Origin of the sequence: Schnuerera sp. xch1 (genome assembly GCF_019931165.1) — a bacterium.
In the GTDB taxonomy this organism is placed as follows: Bacteria; Bacillota; Clostridia; order Tissierellales; family Tepidimicrobiaceae; genus JAIOUP01.
The window spans coordinates 46,171-68,504 of the sequence record NZ_JAIOUP010000010.1 but is presented as its reverse complement, the minus strand read 5'-3'; the positions used below and the strand labels follow the sequence as shown (position 1 = coordinate 68,504).

Below are 22,334 nucleotides of genomic sequence, written 5' to 3'. Positions count from 1 at the left end.
AGTTCAACCTCTTATATATATCTTGTGGATATTATGAATCCAAAAAACACCGTCATCAGGCTAACAGCTAATACATCCTGTTTATTCAATGTTAATTCATTTAACCTTGTTCTGTTTTCGCCACCACGATAGCACCTTGCTTCCATAGCAATAGCTAATTCATCTGCCCTTCTAAAGGCATTTATAAATAATGGAACCAATAATGGTACTAAATTTTTTGCACGTCTTATTATATTTCCACTTTCAAAATCTGCGCCTCTTGCCATTTGAGCCTTCATGATTTTATCTGTTTCTTCTAATAGTGTAGGAATAAACCTTAAAGCTATAGTCATCATCATAGCTAATTCATGAGCAGGAATTCCAACCTTTTTAAGTGGTGATAAAAGCTTCTCTATACCATCTGTTAAAGATATCGGTGAAGTAGTAAGGGTTAAAAGAGATGTTCCTGTAATTAAAAATATCAATCTTAAGGCCATAAAGGTTGCTCGATAAAGTCCTTCCTTTGTTATATTCAGTGGCCCTAATGGAAATAATACTTCTCCTTTAGTCATAAATATATTTATTACAAAGGTAATAGTAATAATTAATATAAGCGGTTTTATTCCTTTTAATATATATTTAAAAGGTACCCCTGACAGCTTAATCGTAAAGAGTATAAAAGCTAAAATAAGTAAATAAGGGGAGAATGAAGTTATAAAGAATAATGATACTATAAACATCATTATTATAATAATTTTAATCCTGGGATCTAACTTATGAATTATTGTATCCCCAGGAAAATATTGACCTATTGTAATATCTTTAAGCATTTCCTTTTCTCCTTAAATAATTTATTAATTCTTCTTTTGCCTCTTCTACAGTTAGAACAACATCATTAATCGGATTGCCTTTCATTTTATATTTTTTCATGAATGATGTAATTTGAGGAATGCCTAAACCTAACTCTTCTAATTTTTCAGGTTGTTTAAAAACTTCTCTTGCTTCTCCTTTCATAGCTATTTTACCGTTATGCATTGCTACAATTTTATTCACTAATCTAGCAATATCTTCCATGCTATGAGAAACCAGTATAATAGTTATTCCTTCTTCCTTATAGAGCCTTTTTATTCCTCCTAATATATCATCCCTACCTCTTGGATCTAATCCTGCTGTAGGTTCATCTAAGACTAATACCTTTGGTTGCATAGCTAAAACTCCTGCTATAGCTACTCGTCTTTTCTGACCTCCACTTAACTCAAAAGGTGATCTATCTTTTAATTCTATAAAATTTAGTCCAACAGATTCCATAGCTTTTTTTACTCTCAATTCAACTTCATCATCATCTAACCCAAGATTTTTAGGTCCAAATGCTATATCTTTGTATATATTTTCTTCAAATAATTGATGTTCTGGATATTGAAATACAAGTCCCACTTTTTGCCTAACTTCCCGTAAATTACTATCCTCAGCACTTATATCTATCCCATCCACTATCACTCTACCAGAAGTAGGCTTTATAAGTCCATTTAAGTGCTGAACAAGTGTGGATTTACCGGAACCTGTATGCCCTATTAAACCTATAAAATCTCCCTCATCAATATCCAAATTAACATTATCTAAAGCTATCTTTTTAAATGGAGTGTTTGGATTATATATATAATTTAGATTTTCTAACTTTATAATCATAATGCATTCACCAATTCATCTACAGTTAATACATCACAAGGTACATTAAATCCTTCTTTCTTTAATTCATAGGCTAGTTCAGTTACTTGAGGTACATCTAACCCTAGTCCTTTTATCCTATCCACTTGACAAAATACCTGTTTAGGTGTCCCCTCCATCATGATTTTACCTTTCTCCATAACTAGTATCCTATCTGCTGCTACGGCTTCATCCATATAATGGGTTATGTGTATAATGGTTTTTTTCTCTTCTTTATTCAATTTCTTGAGGGTATTCATTATCTCAGTTCTTCCAATTGGGTCCAACATAGCGGTGGGCTCATCCAGTATTATACATTCTGGATTCATAGCCAAAATTCCAGCAATTGCCACCCTCTGTTTTTGGCCACCTGAGAGTAAGTGTGGTGCATGATTTTTATATTCTGTCATTTCTACTATTCTTAGGGCTTCATCTACTCTTTTTCTTATATCTACAGGTGGAATTCCAAGGTTTTCCGGTCCAAATGCTACATCCTCTTCTACAATAGTCGCTACTATTTGATTGTCTGGATTTTGAAAAACTATACCAGCAGTTTCTCTTATATTCCATATATTATCTTCATCCTTTGTATTCATACCATTTACAAATACATTACCCTTAGTTGGTGTTAGTAATCCATTCATAAGTCTTGCCAAAGTAGATTTCCCAGAACCGTTATGCCCAAGTATTACTAAATGTTCCCCTTTTTTTACAGATATATTAACATTATCTACTGCTATTAAATGATTTTCTTCGCCTCTTATACCATATTCATAAGTTGTATTTTCAACTCTTATCATTTCTTCTAACATTTCAATCGCCTACTTTTAATTATTTCCACTATATAATATAACACAAGACTTTCCAATTAACAATGGACAAAGTACAAAGAGAACAGACAATTGACGATTAAAATGCTTCATTATCACTCAAATAAGCAGGTGCCAATTCTAATCAAATTTATCATATAATTGTACATTAGTGCTAACTATAATCTTATTAATCTTATTCAACTGTCAATTGTTAATTGGTAATTGATAAAAAGGGGACTAAGTAATTATTACAGGAGACCAAAGTCTCCTCATTTACTTAATCCCCCGCCTTTTATACTAACTCTAAAATAGACATTTCTGTTCCGTCCCCTCTACGTGGTCCTAGTTTCAATACTCTAGTATATCCACCATCTCTATCGGCATATTTTGGTGCTATCTCATCAAATAATTTCTTCACAACATCTTCATCATATATATATGCTAATACTTGTCTTCTAGCATGTAAATCTCCTCTTTTACCTAGAGTGATCATCTTATCTGCTATTTTTTTTGTTTCCTTAGCTCTGGTAACAGTAGTTTCTATCCTTCCATGTTTTAATAAACTAGTTACTTGATTTCTAAGCATTGATTTTCTATGATCTGTAGGGCGACCAAGTTTTCTTAATGCAGCCATATTATCCCTCCTTTATGCCTTGCTATTCATCTAATTTTTTCAAAGACAGTTCCAATTCAGTAAGTTTTTTCTGCACTTCATCAAGAGATTTTTTACCAAGATTTCTTACCTTCATCAAATCCTCTTCTGTTTTCTGAGTAAGCTCATCTACTGTGTTAATACCAGCTCTCTTTAAGCAATTATAACTTCTAACTGAAAGGTCTAATTCTTCCACTGTCATTTCTAATACTTTTTCTTTTTGATCTTCTTCTTTTTCTACCATAATTTCCACATCATCAACATGATCAGTTAATCCAATAAATAGATTCAAGTGCTCTGTAAGTATCTTTGCTCCCAAGGATGTAGCTTCATCAGGGGTCATAGTACCATCTGTCCAAACCTCAAGTATCAATTTATCATAATCTGTTATTTGTCCTACTCTTGTATTCTCCACTGAAAAATTAGCCTTCTCTACTGGGGTAAAAGAAGAGTCAATAGGTATTACTCCAATTGATTGCCCTTCTCTTTTATTTTTCTCAGCAACATTGTACCCTCTACCTTTTATCATTTCAAGTTCCATATATAACTTCCCACTCTCATTTACAGTAGCTATATAATGGTCTTTATTTATAATTTCCACATCTGGTCCAGTAATGATATCACCTGCTGTTACTACTTGTGGTCCTTCTATTTCCAGTCTTAACATAACAGGCTCGTCGGTGTACATCTTTGCAGCAATACCTTTAATATTTAATATCATTTCAGGAACATCTTCTAGTACTCCTGGTACTACAGAAAATTCATGTAATACACCTTGAATCTTTACAGCAGATACAGCAGCTCCAGGTAGTGATGATAATAATACTCGTCTTAAACTATTCCCTAAAGTAGTGCCATATCCTCTTTCAAGAGGTTCTACAACAAATTTCCCGTAATTATTATCTTCACTCACTTCAACTATCTCTATTCTTGGTTTTTCAATTTCTATCATTAATATTAAACCCTCCTTATTCTTAGTATTATCAAAGGACGAGGGCAACTGATTCTATTATAGGCATTATTATTTAGAATATAGCTCTACTATCATGTGTTCTTCTATTGGAATATCGATATCTTCTCTAGCTGGCTCAGCTACAATCCTACCCTTATATTCCTCAAGTTCAACCTCTAACCATCTCACAGCATTACCTTTATGATTTTCAACAAGTTCTTTAAACTTTGGACTATTCTTACTTTTATCTTTTACTTCAATAACATCTCCTACACTCAATATATAGGATGGAATATCAGCTTTATGTCCATTTACTTTAAAATGCCCATGCTTAACAAGTTGTCTTGCTTCAGGTCTTGAAGAAGCAAAACCCATTCTATATACTACGTTATCCAATCTTAATTCCAATATCTTTAACAGATTCTCACCTGTGATACCTTGCATTCTATCTGCCATTGTAAAGTAGCTTCTCATTTGTGACTCTTGTATTCCATAAAATCTACGAACCTTTTGTTTTTCTCTTAGCTGTAATCCATATTCTGTATCTTTCTTTCTAGACTGCCCATGTTGTCCTGGAGCATAATTTCTCTTTGAAACTGGGCATTTGTCTATATAACATTTATCTCCCTTTAAATACAATTTTTGTCCTTCTCTACGGCATAATCTACATACCGGTCCAGTATATCTAGCCATATCTATCACACCTCCTATATTAAACTCTTCTACGTTTTGGTGGTCTACAACCATTATGTGGAATTGGGGTAACATCCTTAATTAAATTCACTTCTAAACCTGTTGCTTGAAGAGATCTTATAGCTGCCTCTCTTCCTGAACCAGGCCCTTTTACGTATACTTCAACACTTTTCAATCCATGTTCCATAGCTTTATTTGCAGCCTCTTCTGCTGCTTGCTGTGCTGCGAAAGGAGTTGATTTTCTTGATCCCCTAAATCCTAGTTGCCCAGCACTAGCCCATGATATAACATTACCTTGCATATCAGTCAATGTTACCATGGTATTATTAAAAGTTGATGATATATGCGCTTGACCTCTCTCTATATTCTTACGTTCTCTCTTTCTAACACGAGTACTCTTACCTTTTCTTGTTGCCACTTATCTTCCCTCCTTCATATACCTTTTATCTTTTTTTGCCGGCAATCTTCTTTGGACCTTTTCTCGTTCTTGCATTTGTTTTAGTTTTTTGTCCTCTAACTGGAAGTCCTCTTCTATGTCTAATACCTCTATAACAGTTAATTTCTTTTAATCTCTTTATATTTAATGCTACCTCTCTTCTTAGATCTCCTTCTACATTATAATTATCTAAAACATTTCTTATAGTATTAACTTCTGTTTCTGTTAAATCCTTCACCCTTGTATTAGGGTTTACATTAGCTTTTTTTAATATTTCGTTTGCTCTAGATCTTCCTATCCCGTAAATATAAGTTAGTCCAATTTCTACTCTTTTATCTCGTGGTAAGTCAACGCCTGCAATTCTAGCCATTACTATTTACACCTCCTAATGATATCAATCAATAAAATTATGAGCAAATTATCATATAATCGTTCAATAACTTATTAAAACTTTATCTAACCTTGTTTTTGTTTGTGTTTTGGATTTTCGCAGATTACCATTACTTTCCCTTTTCGCTTAATAATCTTGCACTTTTCACACATTTTTTTAACTGATGGTCTTACTTTCACTTAAATCCCTCCTCGCTACTTTTTTCGCCAGGTTATTCTACCCCTAGTCAAATCATAGGGTGACAATTCAACTGTTACTTTATCTCCAGGAAGTATTCTTATATAATGCATTCTTAACTTTCCAGAAATATGAGCTAATATTTCATGACCATTCTCTAATTCTACTTTAAAGATAGCATTTGGCAAAGCATCTACTACCGTACCTTCTACTTCAATAACATCTTTCTTAGACATGTAACTATCGAACCTCCTATTTAAACAATTTTAAGACTCTTATTGAAAGGTTCTACTAATTTTCTAATATAAGCATTATTAAACTTTATATTATTATTTAATCTATATTCTAATTCCGATAATACTGTATTATAAACTATTAAATGTTTAACCTTTTTTTTCTTAGGATTATCCAATTTTCTTATATTTCCATCTACAATTAATACATTTTTATCATCAACAACGCTTAATACCAAGAAAATATTCCCTTTATCTCTACCAGCTTTTGACCTAACCACCTGTCCAATGGCTATGTCATTAGTTGAATCCATAGAGTTCACCTCTTCATATAGTTATAAGCTACTATATTAATAAATTGAAAATTTATCCTATATCTCTAAGATTCACCTTCTAAAGATTTCACTATCACATTAAAAAGCTCTTCTATCGATTTAGTACCATCTACATTTAATAATAACCCTTTTTCAGCATAATAATCAATTAAAGGTTTAGTTTGTTTATGGTAAACCTCAATTCTTTTTTCTACAGTGTCTACTTTATCATCATCTCGTTGATATAATTCTTCACCACAGGTATCACATATACCTTCTTTCTTTGAAGGATTAAATTTAATATGATAAGTAGCACCACAATTTTTGCAAATTCTCCTGCCTATTGCTCTTTCTATTAAAATATCTTTTTCTACTTCTATATTCACTACTTTATCTAATTTTAAAGACATTTTATCCAATTCCTCATCTAGTGCTTCTGCTTGATCCACTGTTCGTGGGAATCCATCTAATAGAAATCCATCTTTACAATCATCTTTTATTAATCTATCCTTAACTATGGATACTACTAGCTCATCAGGAACTAGTAGACCTTTATCCATATATGTTTTTGCTTTTTTCCCTAATTCTGTATTCATCTTTATATTGTACCTAAATATATCTCCTGTTGATATATGCGGTATATTATATTTTTTAACTATAGCTGATGCTTGAGTTCCTTTGCCTGCACCAGGAGGTCCAAGTAATACTAATCTCAACAAAATCATCTCCTACAGTCTATTTCAAGAATCCCTTGTAATTTCTCATTAACATCTGTGATTCAATTTGTTTTATAGTTTCAAGGGCAACTCCTACTACAATTATTATAGCTGTTCCACCAAAATCAATATTTAAGTTAAATACACGAGATAATATGATTGGCAATGATGCTATTAACGCTAAAGAAATACCACCTACAAAGGTAATTCTTGATATTACTTTGTTTAGATAATCTGATGTTGGTCTCCCAGGCCTAATTCCTGGAATAAACCCACCATATTGTTGTAAATTCTTTGAATATTCCACTGTGTTAAATTGTATAGCTGTATAGAAATATGTGAAAAATATAATTAAAACAGTATTAATTATAGAGTAAATCCATACTCCTACATTGCCTTGTACGGTCAAGTACTTAGTTATCCACTCTGCCGTTCCACCGGTAAAGAAAAGTGATATCATTTGTGGAAACGATAATAACGAAGTAGAAAATATTACAGGAATAACTCCTGCCATTAAAACTTTTAAAGGTATATGTGAACTCTGTCCACCATACATCTTCCTACCAACAACTCTTTTAGCATATTGAACAGGTATTTTTCTCTGACCTTCTTGTAGTGCAACAACTATTGCAATTATTATTACAGCTACTATTGCAAATATAATTAATTTAATTATACTTATGGCTCCAACACTTATTAATTGAATAAATCTTGCAATTGTTGATGGAAGCCCTGATACAATACCAATAAATATTATTAGTGAAGTGCCATTCCCAACACCTCTTTCAGTAATTAAATCTCCAAGCCATACTAAGAAACTTGTACCAGCTACTAATGATATAATTACTATGGCAGTTTGTAAAGTTCCTTGTGCAATCAAAGCGTTATTGAAAAATCCCATGGTTATACCAATTGCTTGAACTGCTGCTAATATTACTGATCCATATCTTGTATATTTATTTATTTTTTTCTTACCTTCTTCTCCTTCTTTTGCTATTTCTTCTAATCTTGGAATAGCAATTGTAAGGAGTTGCATTATTATGGATGCAGTAATATATGGATATATATTCAAAGCAAATATACTAAAATTACTAATGGTACCGCCGGCCATCATATCAAGAAACTGTAATGCACTACCTTGACCTACTTCAAATATCTGACTAACAACTTCTTTATCTATATATGGTACTGGAATATTGGAACCTAATCTGATTACCAATAACATTAATAACGTGAAGATGATTTTCTTTCTAATATCTGGTATCTTCCAGGCATTTCTCAAGGTTTCAATCATCTATATCACCTCTACCTTTCCCCCTGCAGCCTCTATCTTTTCAGTAGCTGTCTTACTAAATTTATGGGCTTTAACAGTAAGTTTTTTATTTAAATTTCCATTACCCAAAATCTTAATACCATCTACATCTTTTCTACTATTGATTATTCCTTCTTTGATTAACAATTCTGGAGTGATTACAGTATCGTCATCAAATCTATTTAAATCATCAATATTTAGGATAATATATTTCTTAGCAAAGATATTAGTAAATCCACGTTTAGGCATTCTCCTGAATAAAGGCATTTGGCCTCCTTCAAAACCTGGTCTTACTCCTCCACCAGATCTCGATTTTTGTCCGTCCTGACCTCTTCCAGAAGTTTTTCCAACACCTGAACCATTACCTCTACCAACTCTTTTACGTTTTTTTGTCTTACTTCCTTCTTTTGGCCTTAATTCGTTCAGTTTCATTGGTACACCTCCTCTAAGAATTATTCTATTACTTCAACCATGTAGTCTACTTGATCTATCATACCTCTAATTTGAGGAGTATCTTCTTTTTCTACTACCTGGCCAACTTTTCTTAAACCTAAAGCCTTTATAGTTTTTCTATGATTTTCTGGTTTCCCAATTATGGATCTAACCAATTTAATGTTTATCTTAGCCACTATACTCCCCTCCTAACCTAATATTTCATCTACAGTTTTTCCTCTTAACTTAGCAACATCCTCAGCCTTCTTTAAGTTAACTAGAGCTTCAAAGGTTGCATTAACAACATTTCTAGGATTATTTGAACCTAGAGATTTAGTTCTTATGTCTCTGATACCAGCTAACTCACAGACAGCACGTACTGGTCCACCAGCAATAACTCCGGTACCTTCTTTAGATGGCTTTAATAAAACTCTTCCTGCTCCAAATTCTCCAACTATTTCATGAGGTATAGTAGTTTCTATCATAGGTACTTCAATAATATGTTTTTTAGCATCTTGAATAGCTTTTCTAATAGCCTCAGGTACTTCAAGAGCCTTGGACATACCTACGCCTACATGACCATTTTCATCTCCTACTACTACAAGAGCACTAAATCTAAAGTTTCTACCACCTTTTACAACTTTAGTTACACGATTTATATTAACAACTCTTTCTTTCAAATCTAATTCATTAGGATTTATATATGAACGCTCCATTCATTTCCCTCCTTTTCTTAAAATTTCAGTCCAGCTTCACGAGCTCCTTCAGCAAGTTCTTTTATCTTTCCATGATAAAGATATCCAGCTCTATCAAACACCACTTCATTTATGCCTTTATCAATAGCTCTTTTGCCAACTAATTCACCTACAAGTCTAGCTGCTTCTTTATTCCCTGTTGAAGATAGCTTTTCTACTAATGCCTTATCCAAAGTTGAAGCTGAAACTAGAGTATGACCGTTTATATCGTTTATAATTTGAGCATATATATGACTATTGCTTCTATATACATTTAATCTTGGTCTTTCAGGAGTTCCATAAACTTTCTGTCTAACTCTTTTATGCCTGTTTTTTCTCACTTCATTTCTCTTAAATCTTTTTAGCAATCTCCTTCACTCCCTTCTACTTACCAGCCTTACCAACCTTACGTTTTACAATTTCATTAGAATATCTAATTCCTTTTCCTTTATAAGGTTCTGGCTTTCTTAAATCTCTAATTTTAGCTGCATAATTACCTACTAACTGTTTATCTATACCTTTAACTACAATTTGATTAGCTGAAGGCACTTCTATTTTAATTCCTTCTGGTTCTTCCAACTCAATAGGATGAGAATAACCTAAGTTTAATACTAATTTCTTACCTTGTTTTTGAGCTCTATATCCAGTTCCTTGGATTTCTAATGATTTTGAATATCCATTAGTTACACCTTCAACCATATTAGAAATAAGAGTTCTTGTTAATCCATGCAAAGATTTAAATCTCTTTGTATCATTTGGACGATTAACAACTACTTTATTATCCTCTATCTTGATCTCCATGCCTGAATTTAATTGTTGTGAAAGTAGTCCGTTTGGTCCTTTAATTTCTATAAAGTTCTTATCATCTATTTTTACTTCAACTCCACTTGGAATCTCTATTGGTTTAAATCCTATCCTTGACATAAGTGCACCTCCTGTTCCTGTAGATTAAGTGTTTGTTATTACCATACATAACAAACAACTTCTCCACCTACTCCTTCTTTTTTTGCTTTTTTATCGGTCATAATACCCTTTGATGTTGAAAGAATCGCTATTCCAAGTCCACCTAATACTCTTGGAATTTCGTCACTTTTAACATAAACCCTCAATCCTGGTTTTGATATTCTTTTAATTCCACTTATTACTTTTTCTCCATATTTACCATATTTAAATTCTATTCTAATAATCCCTTGTTTTCCATCCTCTATTATATCAAATCCTTTTATAAAGCCTTCATCTAATAAAATTTGGGCTATCTCTTTCTTCATATTTGAGGCAGGAACATCAACAGATTCATGTTTTACATTATTCCCGTTTCTTATTCTCGTTAACATATCTGCAATTGGGTCAGTCATCATAATTAGCTACCTCCTTTCAAGACATTAAATACTACCAACTCGCTTTTCTAACTCCAGGGATTTGACCTTTATATGCCAATTCTCTAAAACAAATACGACATATTCCGTATTTTCTTAAATAACCATGAGGTCTTCCACATATTTTGCATCTATTGTACTCTCTAGTACTAAATTTCGCTTTCCTTTTCTGTTTAGCGATCATTGACTTCTTTGCCAAAATATCCTTCCTCCTTTTCTATTTTTTAAATGGCATACCCATTAATTCTAAAAATGCTTTCGCTTCTTCATCTGTATTAGCAGTTGTAACTATTGATATATCTAGTCCTCTCACGCTTTCCACCATATCATATTCTATTTCTGGGAAAATCAATTGTTCCTTTATTCCCAATGCATAATTGCCTCTACCGTCAAATGATGAACCACTTATTCCTCTAAAATCCCTAACTCTTGGTAATGAAATGTTTGCTAATTTATCTAAAAAGTCATACATCTTTTTTCCTCTTAAGGTTACCTTAGTACCCACATTCATACCTTTACGAATCTTAAAGTTAGAAATTGATTTTTTTGCTTTTGTTACTACTGGTTTTTGACCTGTGATAAGTTCCAATTCTTTAACCGCATTCTCTAAAGCCTTTGGATTGTCTTTAGCTTCTCCAACCCCCATGTTTATTATAATCTTTTCAAGTTTTGGAACCTCCATAACACTTTTATATTTAAACATCTCCATTAGAGCTGGTATAACTTCATTTTTATATTTTTCTTTCAATCTGGAAGTCATTCCTATTACCTCCTTTCAATAGTACATTATTAATCCAATACTTCTCCACATTTTTTACATATTCTAACCTTCGAACCATTATCTAGAAATTTATGTCCTACTCTAACTCCTGTTTTATCTTTACTGCAATAGTACATAACCTTTGATGCATTCATTGGCCCTTCTTTAGTAATTCTTCCTCCTTGTTGATTAGCTCCTTGTGCCTTGACATGCTTAGTAGTCATATTTAATCCTTCAACGATTACTTTATTTTCTTTAGGTAATACTTTTAGAACCTTACCTTTTTTGCCTTTGTCTTTTCCAGAAATAACCACCACGGTATCTCCATTCTTAACATGCATACTATACACCTCCTCTTATAATACTTCCGGTGCTAAGGATATTATTTTCATGTAATTTCCTCTTCTTAATTCTCTTGTTACTGGGCCAAATATACGCGTTCCAGCTGGATTATTATCATCTTTTATAATAACTGCTGCATTATCGTCAAATTTAATATAAGATCCGTCATTTCTTCTTACACCGTGCTTAGTCCTTACGACTACAGCTTTAACTACTTCTCCTTTTTTAACAACTCCTCCAGGTGTTGCACTTTTAACAGAGCAAACTACAACGTCTCCTATTTTGGCATACTTCTTATTAGTTCCTCCTAATACTCTAATAACTTGCAACTCTTTTGCACCTGAATTATCAGCAACTTTCATTCTGCTTTCTACTTGAATCATTGGATACCCTCCTTTCCAGGTATAAGGACTATTTTGCTTTTTCTATAATATTTACAAGTCTCCAACATTTATCTTTACTTAATGGTCTAGTTTCCATTATTTTCACTACGTCTCCAACTTTGCACTCATTGTTTTCATCGTGAGCTTTAAATTTTGTAGTCTTCTTAATTTGTTTTTTATATAAAGGGTGTGTTACGAATGTTTCAACAGCAACTACTATTGTCTTATCCATTTTATCGCTTACAACTTCACCTGTTCTTACTTTACGGTTTCCTCTTTCCATATGAGGTTAGACCTCCTTTCTTATACCTAATTCTCGTTCCCTGATTATAGTTTTAATTCGAGCAATATTTTTTCTTACCGTTTTTATTCTCATAGGGTTATCTAATTGACCTGTAGCCAATTGAAAACGCAAGTTAAATAATTCATTTTTAAAATCTAACAATTTTGTATTTAACTCTTGATCTGTCATTTGGCGAATTTCCTTAGCCTTCATTAGCTTCACCACCCTTTTCTCCACTATCCTCACGAGTTACAAATTTAGTCTTTATAGGCAATTTGTGTGCTGCCAACCTCATGGCTTCTCTTGCTACTTCTTCAGATACTCCTCCCATTTCAAATAGGATCCTTCCAGGTTTAACCACTGCTACCCAATACTCAGGAGCTCCTTTACCTGAACCCATTCTAGTTTCAGCAGGTTTTTCAGTGACTGGTTTATCAGGAAATACTTTTATCCAGATATTTCCTCCCCTTTTGATGGATCTTGTCATGGCACGTCTAGCTGCTTCTATTTGATTAGAAGTTATCCATACTGGTTCAAGAGCTTGTAGTCCATATTCACCATAAGTAAGCTTATTCCCTCTGGTTGCATTTCCTTTCATTCTTCCTCTATGAACTCTACGATATTTTACTCTTTTAGGCATTAACATTTTACCTTCCTCCTTCCTACAGCTACTTATAATCTATTTTCTTTTATTCTTTTCTCGATTTTTTTCTTCTTCATCTACTTTTTTAGTAGGAAGAACTTCTCCTTTATATATCCAAACCTTTACTCCCAATTTTCCATAGGTAGTATCTGCTTCAGTAAATCCATAATCTATATCAGCTCTTAAAGTTTGAAGAGGTATTGTTCCTTCACTATAGCCTTCAGTCCTTGCCATATCAGCTCCACCAAGTCTACCAGATATAGATGTCTTTATTCCTTTAGCACCTGATCTCATAGTTCTTTGGATCGCTTGTTTCATAGCTCTCCTGAATGAAACTCTTCTCTCAAGTTGAGATGCAATATTTTCTGCCACTAACTGAGCATCTAGTTCTAGTACTTTTACTTCCTCTACGTTTATGATTACATTTTTACCTGTAAGCTTTTCAATTTCTTTTCTTAATATTTCGACACCAGAACCACCTTTACCTATTACCATGCCAGGTTTAGCTGTATATACGGACAACTTAATTCTATTAGCAGCTCTCTCTACCTCTATTTTAGAAATTCCAGCTATATATAGCTTTTTCTTAATATATTTACGAATTTCATGATCTTCAATTAAGAGTTCGTTGAAGTTCTTCTTATCGGCATACCATTTTGAATCCCAATCTTTTATTACCCCAACTCTTAATCCATGTGGGTTTACCTTTTGACCCATTTTATCCCTCCTTTTCTACTCTTTTTCGTCTACTACTACTCCTATATGGCTAGTTCTTTTTATTAAAGGATAAGCCATTCCTTTTGCTTTTGGTCTCCATCTTTTGAGCTGAGGACCATCGTTAGCATAGGCTTCTTTAATATATAAATTGTCTCTATCCATATTAAAATTGTTTTCCGCATTTGCAATAGCTGAATTCAAAACTTTTTCAAGTTCTTTTGCACCTTTCTTCGGTGTAAATCTTAGAATTGATAGGGCTTCATCTACTTGTTTGCCTCTAATCTCATTGCATATATAATTTACCTTTAGAGGTGAAATTCTTATATATTTAGCTATAGCTCTGGCTTCCATGCTAATTCCCTCCTTTATCCTCTATTTCAATGCTATTCTATTTTAACGCTGTTGACTTTTCAGTCTTACTACCATGGCCTCTAAACGTTCTAGTAGGCACAAATTCGCCAAGTTTATGTCCTACCATATCCTCAGTAATATATATTGGTACATGTTTTCTACCATCATGTACTGCTATAGTATGACCGATCATTTGGGGAAATACAGTGGAACGACGTGACCAAGTCTTAATAACTTTTTTATTGTTATTTTTATTTAATTCTTCTATCTTCTTAAGAAGATGTTCATCACAAAAAGGACCCTTCTTCAAAGATCTACCCATTACTATTCCTCCTTTCAGATAACGACATAAACTATTTTTTCCTTCTTCTTACAATATATTTGTCAGATTTTTTATTCTTAGATCTAGTTTTATATCCTATAGTTGGTTTACCCCATGGAGTTACTGGAGATGGCATACCTATAGGTGCTCTTCCTTCTCCACCGCCATGTGGATGATCTACTGGATTCATTACACTTCCTCTAACTGAAGGTCTTCTACCTTTATGTCTGTTTTTCCCAGCTTTACCTAGTGTTAAGTTCTCATGATCAACATTTCCTACTTGACCAATTGTTGCACGACAATCTAATAATACAAGCCTAAATTCTCCTGATGGCAATCTAAGTTGTGCATATCTTCCTTCTTTAGCCATCAATTGAGCTTCAGAACCAGCAGACCTAGCTAATTGTCCTCCCTTGCCTGGTGTAAGTTCAATATTATGAACAGTAGTACCTACAGGTATATTTCTAAGAGGTAAGGTATTACCTATTTTTATATCAGCATCTACTCCTGATTCTATTATATCTCCAACTTTTAATTTATTTGGAGCAAGTATATATCTCTTTTCACCATCAGCATAGTTAATAAGTGCAATGTTTGCAGTTCTATTTGGATCATATTCTATTGCTGCAACTTTCCCTGGTACTCCATCTTTATTCCTTCTAAAATCGATAATTCTATATTTTTTCTTTGCTCCGCCTCCTCTATAGCGTGCAGTTATCCTACCTTGTGAGTTTCTTCCGCCTGTCTTTTTCAAACTAACAACCAGTGATTTTTCAGGTTTTCTCTTAGTAATCTCTTCAAATGAGGAAACAGTCATTTGACGAATTGCTGGGGAAGTTGCTTTGTATTTTTTAATACCCATTAGTATTCCCTCCTTTTTATAAAAACTTTACTACATTCCTTCAAAGAATTCTATTTCCTTAGAATCTTCGGTTAAAGTAACTATTGCTTTTTTCCAATTTGGTCTCCTTCCGGTGTGTACTCCCATTCTCTTTTTCTTTCCTAGCATATTCATGGTATTTACCTTTTTAACTTTAACATCAAATATCTTCTCTATGGCTTTTTTTATTTCTGATTTGTTTGCTCTTCTATCAACCTTAAAAGTATATTTGCCTTCAGCCATAGAATCCATACTTGCCTCTGTAATTATAGGTTTAATGATGATATCGTGTGGAATACGCATTATGCATACACCTCCTCCACTTTCTTTACTGCATCTTTAGTTATGATAAAAGAATCAGATTTTAATATATCATAGACATTTAACGTATTAACCAATGCAGTTTGTACATTAGGAATATTTCTCGCAGATTTGACTATGTTTATATCCTTTTTATCCATTACAATAATAACTTTTTTACCAGCATTAACATTAGCTAATATCTTTGCCATCTCTTTAGTTTTAGGTTCTTCTAAACTTAACTGATCTAATACAATTATTTCATTATCTAAAACTTTTGAACTTAATGCTGATTTCATTGCAAGTCTTTTAACTTTCTTAGGTACTTTAAAACTATAATCTCTTGGCTTTGGTGCAAAGACAACTCCGCCACCAGTCCATTGTGGTGATCTTATGCTACCTTGGCGAGCTCTACCAGTACCTTTCTGTCTCCATGGTTTTCTTCCTCCACCTCTTACATCAGCCCTTGTCTTAGCTGACTGGGTTCCTTGCCTTTTGTTAGCAAGTTGACTCTTTACTACTTGATGAAGTGCATCATGATTTACATCTATGCCAAATATATTTTCATTTAATTCTATTTCTTCTACTTGTTCACCTAACATATTATGAACATTCACCTTAGGCATGCTACATCCTCCTTTCCTAACACTACGCTACTATTTATTTAGAACAGATTTTCTAATTGTTATTAATCCGCCCTTTGGCCCTGGAATAGCACCTTTTATTAATAATAGATTTCTATCTGCATCTACTCTTACAACTTCAAGATTTTGAACTGTTACTCTCTCATTGCCCATTCTTCCAGGCCCTTTTCTTCCTTTAAATACCCTACCTGGATATGCAGCCGCAGATCTTGCTCCCCCTCCTCTATGGTATTTTGAACCATGCGTTTCAGGTCCTCTGCCATAATTATGTCTTTTAATAGTTCCTTGAGTTCCTTTTCCCTTAGATGTTCCTACAACATCTATTTTGTCTCCTTCTTCAAATATATCAACTTTAATCTCTTGACCTATTTCAAAATCATCTATATTATCTATTTTAAACTCTTTAGTATATTTTTTATATTCTACTTCCGCTTTGTCAAAGTGGCCTTTCATAGGTTTATTAACCCTATCTTCTTTCACTTCTCCAAAGCCTACTTGAATTGCGTTATAACCGTCTTTTTCTTCAGTTTTCTTTTGAATCACTTTTAGCGGTCCTGCTTCTATTACTGTAACTGGAATAAATATTCCATCTTCGTCAAAAATTTGAGTCATTCCTACTTTTCTACCTAATATATTTTTCATACTACACCTCCTATTTTCCTACAGCGGATTACTCTTGTTGGTAATCATCCTAAGAAATTATAGCTTAATCTCAATATCAACTCCAGCTGGTAAATTTAACTTCATTAATGAATCTACCGTTTTTTGATTTGGATTAAGAATATCTATCAATCTCTTGTGTGTTCTCTGTTCAAATTGTTCTCTTGAATCCTTATACTTATGAACTGCTCGTAAAATTGTAATAACTTCTTTCTCTGTTGGTAGTGGCACTGGCCCCGATACATTGGCACCTGTTCTCTTAGCAGTCTCCACTATCTTCTGAGCTGAATTGTCTAACAATTCATGATCATAAGCTTTTAATCTAATTCTTATTTTTTGTTTACTACTGTTTGCCATTTAATTCCCTCCTTCTATCGCATGTTAGCATTTTTACATGCGACATAGAATTGCCAATACACACTTCCAGGTGTGTTGCGCATAGGGCAATTCCAGTCGCCCGATTTTAAACCGGACATTCTCAACAAAAATTCCCCTAACATTCAATTATATAAACAATCACAATGATTTCCAAAATATACTTAAAGAATTGAATGTCAAGCAACCTTTTGTATCATCGCAATGTCTAAAATAAAACACTAATATAGTTTATAGTAAATTAGACAAAAACTCAAGTGTTTTTTTAATATAAATTAATTTTTTTATTATTTTTTTACTTGCTTCTTATACTAAATAAAATATCAAAAGAAGGGGCGTTGTATCCCCCTCTTAAATATCAATTTTAATTATTCAATAACCTTAGTAACAACTCCAGAACCTACAGTTCTTCCACCTTCACGTATTGAAAATCTTAATCCTTCTTCTATCGCTATTGGTGTTATTAATTCAATAGTAAACTTTGCATTGTCTCCTGGCATTACCATTTCTACTCCTTCATCTAATTCTATGTTTCCTGTTACGTCTGTTGTTCTGAAGTAGAATTGTGGTCTGTATCCATTAAAGAATGGAGTATGTCTTCCTCCTTCTTCTTTTTTCAATACATATACTTCTGATTCGAATTTTGTATGTGGTGTTATTGTTCCTGGTTTTGCTAATACTTGACCTCTTTCTATGTCTGTTCTTTGTACCCCTCTTAATAATGCTCCTATGTTGTCTCCTGCTTGTGCTTCGTCTAATGTCTTTCTGAACATTTCTACTCCTGTTACTACTACTGTTCTGGATTCATTTGTTAATCCTACTATTTCTACATTATCTCCTGTTTTTACTACTCCTCTTTCTACTCTTCCTGTTGCTACTGTTCCTCTTCCTGTTATACTGAATACATCTTCTATTGGCATTAGGAATGGTTTGTCTGTATCCCTTTCTGGAGCTGGAATTGTTTCATCTACTGCTTTCATCAATTCTAATATCTTGTCTCCCCATTCACTGCTTGGATCTTCTAGTGCTTTTAATGCTGAACCTATTATTATTGGTGTATTGTCCCCATCAAATTCATATTCTGATAACAATTCTCTTACTTCCATTTCTACTAATTCAATTAATTCTTCGTCATCTACCATGTCTGCTTTGTTTAAGAATACTATTATGTTTGGTACCCCTACGTTTCTTGATAGTAGAATATGTTCTCTTGTTTGTGGCATTGGTCCATCTGCTGCTGATACTACTAATATCGCCCCATCCATTTGTGCTGCTCCTGTAATCATGTTCTTTACATAGTCAGCGTGGCCTGGACAGTCTACGTGTGCATAGTGACGATTTTCTGTTTCATATTCTACGTGAGCTGTAGATATTGTTATTCCTCTTTCTCTTTCCTCTGGTGCTTTATCTATGTTGTCAAATGCTACAGTTTCTCCTGTTCCTAATCTATCGTTTAGCACTCTTGTTATGGCTGCTGTTAATGTTGTCTTACCATGGTCTACGTGACCTATTGTCCCTATATTAATATGGGGTTTTGTTCTTTCATATTTTGCTTTTGACATCTTTTATTCCTCCTTAGCAAATATTATTATTTATGACCCAGTATTTTTTCTGCAATATTATTTGGTACTGGATTATAGTGATCAAATTGCATTGTATAAACTGCTCTACCTTGGGTGTTAGAACGAAGGTCTGTTGCATATCCAAACATTTCTCCTAATGGTACAAATGCTCTTACTACTTGAACACCATCTCTTGGATTCATTCCCTCAATTCTACCTCGTCTTGAATTAATGTCTCCTATTACATCACCCATGTATTCCTCTGGCACAATAACTTCTACCTTCATCATTGGCTCTAATAATTCTGGTTTTGCTCTTTGCATAGCTTCCTTGAAAGCCATAGAACCAGCTATCTTAAATGCCATTTCTGATGAGTCGACTTCATGATATGAACCATCGTAAAGTGTAACCTTTACATCTACTACTGGGTATCCACCAAGAATACCTGATTGCATAGCTTCCTGTATCCCAGCATCAACAGATGGTATATATTCTTTAGGTATAGCTCCTCCTACTATCTTGTTAATAAATTCATATCCCTTGCCAGATTCTTGTGGTTCAATCTTTATCTTAACATGGCCATATTGACCTCGGCCACCAGATTGTCTTACATATTTTGTATCAGTTTCTGCAGAGGTTGAAATAGATTCTTTATAAGCTACCTGAGGGCTACCTACTGTAGCTTCTACTTTAAATTCCCTAAGTAACCTGTCTACGATTATTTCAAGATGCAATTCTCCCATACCTGCAATTATAATTTGTCCTGTTTCATCATTTGTAAATGTTCTAAATGTAGGGTCCTCTTCAGCAAGTTTTGCTAAAGCTATGCTCATCTTTTCTTGGCTAGCTTTTGATTTTGGTTCAATAGCTACTTCTATTACAGGCTCAGGGAATTCCATAGTTTCTAATATTATTTGATTATTTTCATCACATAATGTATCTCCTGTGGAAGTATCCTTAAGCCCAACTGCTGCTGCAATATCTCCTGCATAAATTTCATCAACTTCTTGTCTTTTGTTAGCATGCATTAATAGGATTCTTCCTACTCTTTCTCTTTTACCTTTTATAGAATTATAAACATAAGATCCTGCTTTAAGTGTACCTGAATACACCCTAAAATATGCAAGTTTTCCAACATAAGGGTCAGTTACTATTTTAAATGCTAGTGCAGAAAATGGTTCATCATCGGATGAATGTCTCTCTAACGTTTCATCTGAAGAACCAACTGAAATACCTTTTATAGATGGTATATCAACTGGTGATGGTGAAAAATCTACTATCGCATCTAATAAAGGTTGAACTCCCTTATTCTTATAAGCAGTACCACATAATACTGGTACAATATCTACATTAATTGTAGCAGTTCTTATTGCATCTATAATCTCTTGAGGTTCTATTTCTTCTCCTTCAAGATATTTCATCATTACATCTTCATTATAATCAGCTATATTTTCCAATAGACTTTCCCTATACTCTTCTGCCAAATCTTTTAACTCCTCAGGGATATCAACTACTTCTATATCCTGGCCAAGATCATCATTATATACCCTAGCATTCATATTTATTAGGTCAATGATGCCTGTAAAGTTATCTTCTTTACCAATAGGTAATTGTATGGGGACAGGATTGGTTTTTAGTCTATCCTTCATCATATCTACGACTCTAAAGAAATCTGCTCCAACTATATCCATCTTGTTGACAAAAGCCATTCGAGGAATATGATACTTATCAGCTTGCCTCCAAACTGTTTCTGATTGAGGTTCTACCCCTCCTTTTGCGCAAAAAACTGCTACTGCGCCATCTAAAACTCTAAGAGATCTTTCAACTTCTACAGTGAAATCCACGTGCCCTGGCGTATCAATTATGTTAATCCTATGATCTCTCCAATGACATGTAGTGGCAGCAGATGTAATAGTAATTCCTCTTTCCTGTTCTTGTTCCATCCAATCCATTTGAGCAGCGCCTTCGTGTGTCTCTCCTATTTTATGAATCTTTCCAGTGTAAAACAATATTCTTTCTGTGGTAGTTGTTTTTCCTGCATCTATATGGGCCATTATTCCTATATTTCGTGTTTTTTCTAATGCAAATTCTCTAGGCACAATAATTCCTCCTTCCTGATTCTATGTCCCCTTTTACATATTTCATTATCTGTTATCAAAATGCTACCATCTATAATGCGCGAATGCTTTATTAGATTCCGCCATTCTATGAGTATCTTCTCTCTTTTTGACACTAGCACCTGTATTATTAGCTGCATCCATTATCTCTTTAGATAATCTTTCTTTCATAGTTTTCTCGCCTCTTGCTCTTGCATAACCAACAAGCCAACGAAGCCCTAAAGTTTCTCTTCTTTCTGGTCTTACCTCTACTGGCACTTGGTAAGTTGCTCCACCAATACGTCTTGCTTTAACTTCTAAAACCGGCATTATATTGTTCATAGCTTTATAAAAAACTTCAAGTGCATCTTCACCAGTTTTCTCTGCTACTAAGTCAAATGCACCATATACTATGTCTTGAGCGATTCCCTTCTTACCATCCAGCATAATGTTATTAATCAATTTAGTAACAACTTTATCGTTGTATATAGGATCTGGTGTTACTTCTCTTTTTGCTATATATCCTTTTCTAGGCACTTTACTTCCCTCCTTAACTATATATACAGTAAATTCATTGGTACTCGACAGCATAAGACTGCCGTTGTGCACATAAATGCATTTATATTAAATGGATTAATTCCATGGCATCATTGCACAATTATTTTTTAGGTTTTTTAGCTCCATATTTGGATCTACTTTGCATTCTATCTTCCACTCCAGCAGTATCCAATGTACCTCTAACTATATGATATCTAACTCCTGGAAGGTCCTTAACTCTTCCACCTCTTATAAGAACAACACTATGTTCTTGTAAATTATGGCCAATTCCAGGAATATACGCATTAACTTCTGCACCATTTGTAAGTCTAACTCTTGCTATTTTTCTTAAAGCTGAATTAGGCTTTTTAGGTGTAACAGTCCTAACAGCTGTACAAACTCCTCTTCTTTGTGGTGAGTTGACTGTAGTTGTCTCTTTTGTTAATGAATTATAGTTTACACCCAATGCTGGAGATTTAGATTTTTCTATGACTCTTTTTCTACCTTTCTTAATCAACTGATTAATTGTTGGCATATTTGCACCTCCTTCAAAAGTTATAATATAA

38 protein-coding genes are annotated in these 22,334 nt (G+C 33.6%); all 38 read right to left on the bottom strand.

From position 1 onward, the window contains the following. Positions 1–11: 11 nt before the first annotated feature. On the bottom strand, positions 12–809 hold the full coding sequence (locus K8M07_RS08330; protein ID WP_223377699.1) for an energy-coupling factor transporter transmembrane component T family protein: 798 nt from the start codon (positions 807–809) through the stop codon (positions 12–14). After that, positions 802–1,665, bottom strand: a complete 864-nt coding sequence (locus K8M07_RS08325) for an energy-coupling factor transporter ATPase (protein WP_223377697.1) — start codon at positions 1,663–1,665, stop codon at positions 802–804. The genes K8M07_RS08330 and K8M07_RS08325 overlap by 8 nt, the downstream gene beginning before the upstream one ends. After that, the gene (locus K8M07_RS08320; RefSeq protein ID WP_223377749.1) at positions 1,662–2,483 is read right to left on the bottom strand and encodes an energy-coupling factor transporter ATPase; all 822 of its coding nucleotides are present in this window, start codon (positions 2,481–2,483) and stop codon (positions 1,662–1,664) included. Before K8M07_RS08320 ends, K8M07_RS08325 begins: the two co-directional genes overlap by 4 nt. 304 nt (positions 2,484–2,787) lie before the next feature. Beyond that, the gene (rplQ, locus tag K8M07_RS08315; RefSeq protein ID WP_223377695.1) at positions 2,788–3,129 is read right to left on the bottom strand and encodes a 50S ribosomal protein L17; all 342 of its coding nucleotides are present in this window, start codon (positions 3,127–3,129) and stop codon (positions 2,788–2,790) included. Between the two features lie 22 nt (positions 3,130–3,151). Beyond that, positions 3,152–4,099, bottom strand: a complete 948-nt coding sequence (locus K8M07_RS08310; protein ID WP_223377693.1) for a DNA-directed RNA polymerase subunit alpha — start codon at positions 4,097–4,099, stop codon at positions 3,152–3,154. Between the two features lie 69 nt (positions 4,100–4,168). After that, on the bottom strand, positions 4,169–4,792 hold the full coding sequence (gene rpsD, locus K8M07_RS08305) for a 30S ribosomal protein S4 (RefSeq protein ID WP_223377691.1): 624 nt from the start codon (positions 4,790–4,792) through the stop codon (positions 4,169–4,171). A 19-nt stretch (positions 4,793–4,811) separates the two neighbouring features. After that, a complete protein-coding gene (gene rpsK, locus K8M07_RS08300) occupies positions 4,812–5,210 on the bottom strand; it encodes a 30S ribosomal protein S11 (protein ID WP_223377683.1) in 399 nt (132 codons plus the stop codon). A gap of 25 nt (positions 5,211–5,235) precedes the next feature. Then, entirely contained in the window at positions 5,236–5,598 is a 363-nt protein-coding gene (gene rpsM / locus K8M07_RS08295; RefSeq protein ID WP_223377681.1) for a 30S ribosomal protein S13, read from the bottom strand. Between the two features lie 86 nt (positions 5,599–5,684). Further along, positions 5,685–5,798, bottom strand: a complete 114-nt coding sequence (rpmJ, locus tag K8M07_RS08290) for a 50S ribosomal protein L36 (protein WP_223377679.1) — start codon at positions 5,796–5,798, stop codon at positions 5,685–5,687. Positions 5,799–5,813: 15 nt separating this feature from the next. After that, positions 5,814–6,032 carry a translation initiation factor IF-1 gene (infA, locus tag K8M07_RS08285; protein WP_223377677.1) on the bottom strand — a complete coding sequence of 73 codons (219 nt, stop codon included), beginning with the start codon at positions 6,030–6,032 and terminating at the stop codon, positions 5,814–5,816. 20 nt (positions 6,033–6,052) lie between these two features. Continuing rightward, complete coding sequence (locus tag K8M07_RS08280; protein WP_223377675.1) at positions 6,053–6,343, bottom strand: KOW domain-containing RNA-binding protein; 291 nt, start codon at positions 6,341–6,343, stop codon at positions 6,053–6,055. 65 nt (positions 6,344–6,408) lie between these two features. Then, positions 6,409–7,059, bottom strand: a complete 651-nt coding sequence (locus K8M07_RS08275) for an adenylate kinase (protein WP_223377673.1) — start codon at positions 7,057–7,059, stop codon at positions 6,409–6,411. A 19-nt stretch (positions 7,060–7,078) separates the two neighbouring features. Next, a complete protein-coding gene (gene secY / locus K8M07_RS08270; protein WP_223377672.1) occupies positions 7,079–8,353 on the bottom strand; it encodes a preprotein translocase subunit SecY in 1,275 nt (424 codons plus the stop codon). After that, positions 8,354–8,803, bottom strand: coding sequence for a 50S ribosomal protein L15 (gene rplO, locus K8M07_RS08265; RefSeq protein ID WP_223377670.1), 450 nt, complete (start codon positions 8,801–8,803; stop codon positions 8,354–8,356). 20 nt (positions 8,804–8,823) lie between these two features. Then, complete coding sequence (gene rpmD / locus K8M07_RS08260; RefSeq protein WP_223377668.1) at positions 8,824–9,000, bottom strand: 50S ribosomal protein L30; 177 nt, start codon at positions 8,998–9,000, stop codon at positions 8,824–8,826. Between the two features lie 12 nt (positions 9,001–9,012). After that, positions 9,013–9,519: a 30S ribosomal protein S5 gene (gene rpsE, locus K8M07_RS08255; RefSeq protein WP_223377666.1), complete on the bottom strand. Its 507-nt coding sequence runs from the start codon at positions 9,517–9,519 to the stop codon at positions 9,013–9,015. A 17-nt stretch (positions 9,520–9,536) separates the two neighbouring features. After that, on the bottom strand, positions 9,537–9,905 hold the full coding sequence (gene rplR / locus K8M07_RS08250; RefSeq protein ID WP_223377664.1) for a 50S ribosomal protein L18: 369 nt from the start codon (positions 9,903–9,905) through the stop codon (positions 9,537–9,539). Between the two features lie 16 nt (positions 9,906–9,921). Then, on the bottom strand, positions 9,922–10,461 hold the full coding sequence (gene rplF / locus K8M07_RS08245) for a 50S ribosomal protein L6 (RefSeq protein ID WP_223377662.1): 540 nt from the start codon (positions 10,459–10,461) through the stop codon (positions 9,922–9,924). 38 nt (positions 10,462–10,499) lie between these two features. Continuing rightward, on the bottom strand, positions 10,500–10,895 hold the full coding sequence (gene rpsH, locus K8M07_RS08240) for a 30S ribosomal protein S8 (protein ID WP_223377660.1): 396 nt from the start codon (positions 10,893–10,895) through the stop codon (positions 10,500–10,502). 31 nt (positions 10,896–10,926) lie between these two features. After that, positions 10,927–11,112, bottom strand: coding sequence for a type Z 30S ribosomal protein S14 (locus K8M07_RS08235; protein ID WP_005583198.1), 186 nt, complete (start codon positions 11,110–11,112; stop codon positions 10,927–10,929). Between the two features lie 18 nt (positions 11,113–11,130). Continuing rightward, the gene (gene rplE, locus K8M07_RS08230) at positions 11,131–11,673 is read right to left on the bottom strand and encodes a 50S ribosomal protein L5 (protein ID WP_223377658.1); all 543 of its coding nucleotides are present in this window, start codon (positions 11,671–11,673) and stop codon (positions 11,131–11,133) included. 29 nt (positions 11,674–11,702) lie between these two features. After that, positions 11,703–12,014 carry a 50S ribosomal protein L24 gene (gene rplX, locus K8M07_RS08225; RefSeq protein WP_223377657.1) on the bottom strand — a complete coding sequence of 104 codons (312 nt, stop codon included), beginning with the start codon at positions 12,012–12,014 and terminating at the stop codon, positions 11,703–11,705. A 15-nt stretch (positions 12,015–12,029) separates the two neighbouring features. Beyond that, on the bottom strand, positions 12,030–12,398 hold the full coding sequence (rplN, locus tag K8M07_RS08220) for a 50S ribosomal protein L14 (protein ID WP_223377655.1): 369 nt from the start codon (positions 12,396–12,398) through the stop codon (positions 12,030–12,032). Positions 12,399–12,426: 28 nt separating this feature from the next. Beyond that, positions 12,427–12,681: a 30S ribosomal protein S17 gene (gene rpsQ / locus K8M07_RS08215; RefSeq protein ID WP_223377653.1), complete on the bottom strand. Its 255-nt coding sequence runs from the start codon at positions 12,679–12,681 to the stop codon at positions 12,427–12,429. 6 nt (positions 12,682–12,687) lie between these two features. Beyond that, complete coding sequence (rpmC, locus tag K8M07_RS08210; protein ID WP_223377651.1) at positions 12,688–12,894, bottom strand: 50S ribosomal protein L29; 207 nt, start codon at positions 12,892–12,894, stop codon at positions 12,688–12,690. After that, the gene (gene rplP / locus K8M07_RS08205; RefSeq protein WP_223377649.1) at positions 12,884–13,327 is read right to left on the bottom strand and encodes a 50S ribosomal protein L16; all 444 of its coding nucleotides are present in this window, start codon (positions 13,325–13,327) and stop codon (positions 12,884–12,886) included. Before rplP ends, rpmC begins: the two co-directional genes overlap by 11 nt. 33 nt (positions 13,328–13,360) lie before the next feature. Then, on the bottom strand, positions 13,361–14,041 hold the full coding sequence (rpsC, locus tag K8M07_RS08200) for a 30S ribosomal protein S3 (RefSeq protein ID WP_223377647.1): 681 nt from the start codon (positions 14,039–14,041) through the stop codon (positions 13,361–13,363). Between the two features lie 15 nt (positions 14,042–14,056). Continuing rightward, positions 14,057–14,392 carry a 50S ribosomal protein L22 gene (gene rplV / locus K8M07_RS08195; RefSeq protein ID WP_223377646.1) on the bottom strand — a complete coding sequence of 112 codons (336 nt, stop codon included), beginning with the start codon at positions 14,390–14,392 and terminating at the stop codon, positions 14,057–14,059. Positions 14,393–14,429: 37 nt separating this feature from the next. Continuing rightward, positions 14,430–14,714, bottom strand: coding sequence for a 30S ribosomal protein S19 (rpsS, locus tag K8M07_RS08190; RefSeq protein ID WP_223377644.1), 285 nt, complete (start codon positions 14,712–14,714; stop codon positions 14,430–14,432). A gap of 31 nt (positions 14,715–14,745) precedes the next feature. Then, complete coding sequence (gene rplB, locus K8M07_RS08185) at positions 14,746–15,576, bottom strand: 50S ribosomal protein L2 (RefSeq protein WP_223377642.1); 831 nt, start codon at positions 15,574–15,576, stop codon at positions 14,746–14,748. 30 nt (positions 15,577–15,606) lie between these two features. Further along, complete coding sequence (rplW, locus tag K8M07_RS08180) at positions 15,607–15,897, bottom strand: 50S ribosomal protein L23 (protein WP_223377640.1); 291 nt, start codon at positions 15,895–15,897, stop codon at positions 15,607–15,609. Beyond that, a complete protein-coding gene (rplD, locus tag K8M07_RS08175) occupies positions 15,897–16,520 on the bottom strand; it encodes a 50S ribosomal protein L4 (protein WP_223377638.1) in 624 nt (207 codons plus the stop codon). Before rplD ends, rplW begins: the two co-directional genes overlap by 1 nt. Positions 16,521–16,550: 30 nt before the next feature. After that, positions 16,551–17,180 (bottom strand): 50S ribosomal protein L3, encoded by a 630-nt coding sequence (gene rplC, locus K8M07_RS08170; RefSeq protein ID WP_223377636.1) that lies wholly within the window; start codon positions 17,178–17,180, stop codon positions 16,551–16,553. 57 nt (positions 17,181–17,237) lie between these two features. Then, positions 17,238–17,555, bottom strand: a complete 318-nt coding sequence (rpsJ, locus tag K8M07_RS08165) for a 30S ribosomal protein S10 (protein WP_223377635.1) — start codon at positions 17,553–17,555, stop codon at positions 17,238–17,240. 386 nt (positions 17,556–17,941) lie between these two features. Continuing rightward, the gene (gene tuf / locus K8M07_RS08160) at positions 17,942–19,135 is read right to left on the bottom strand and encodes an elongation factor Tu (RefSeq protein WP_223377609.1); all 1,194 of its coding nucleotides are present in this window, start codon (positions 19,133–19,135) and stop codon (positions 17,942–17,944) included. A gap of 26 nt (positions 19,136–19,161) precedes the next feature. After that, complete coding sequence (gene fusA / locus K8M07_RS08155) at positions 19,162–21,234, bottom strand: elongation factor G (RefSeq protein WP_223377633.1); 2,073 nt, start codon at positions 21,232–21,234, stop codon at positions 19,162–19,164. Positions 21,235–21,297: 63 nt separating this feature from the next. Then, positions 21,298–21,768 carry a 30S ribosomal protein S7 gene (gene rpsG / locus K8M07_RS08150; protein WP_223377631.1) on the bottom strand — a complete coding sequence of 157 codons (471 nt, stop codon included), beginning with the start codon at positions 21,766–21,768 and terminating at the stop codon, positions 21,298–21,300. 121 nt (positions 21,769–21,889) lie between these two features. Beyond that, a complete protein-coding gene (gene rpsL / locus K8M07_RS08145) occupies positions 21,890–22,303 on the bottom strand; it encodes a 30S ribosomal protein S12 (RefSeq protein WP_223377629.1) in 414 nt (137 codons plus the stop codon). Positions 22,304–22,334: the final 31 nt, after the last annotated feature.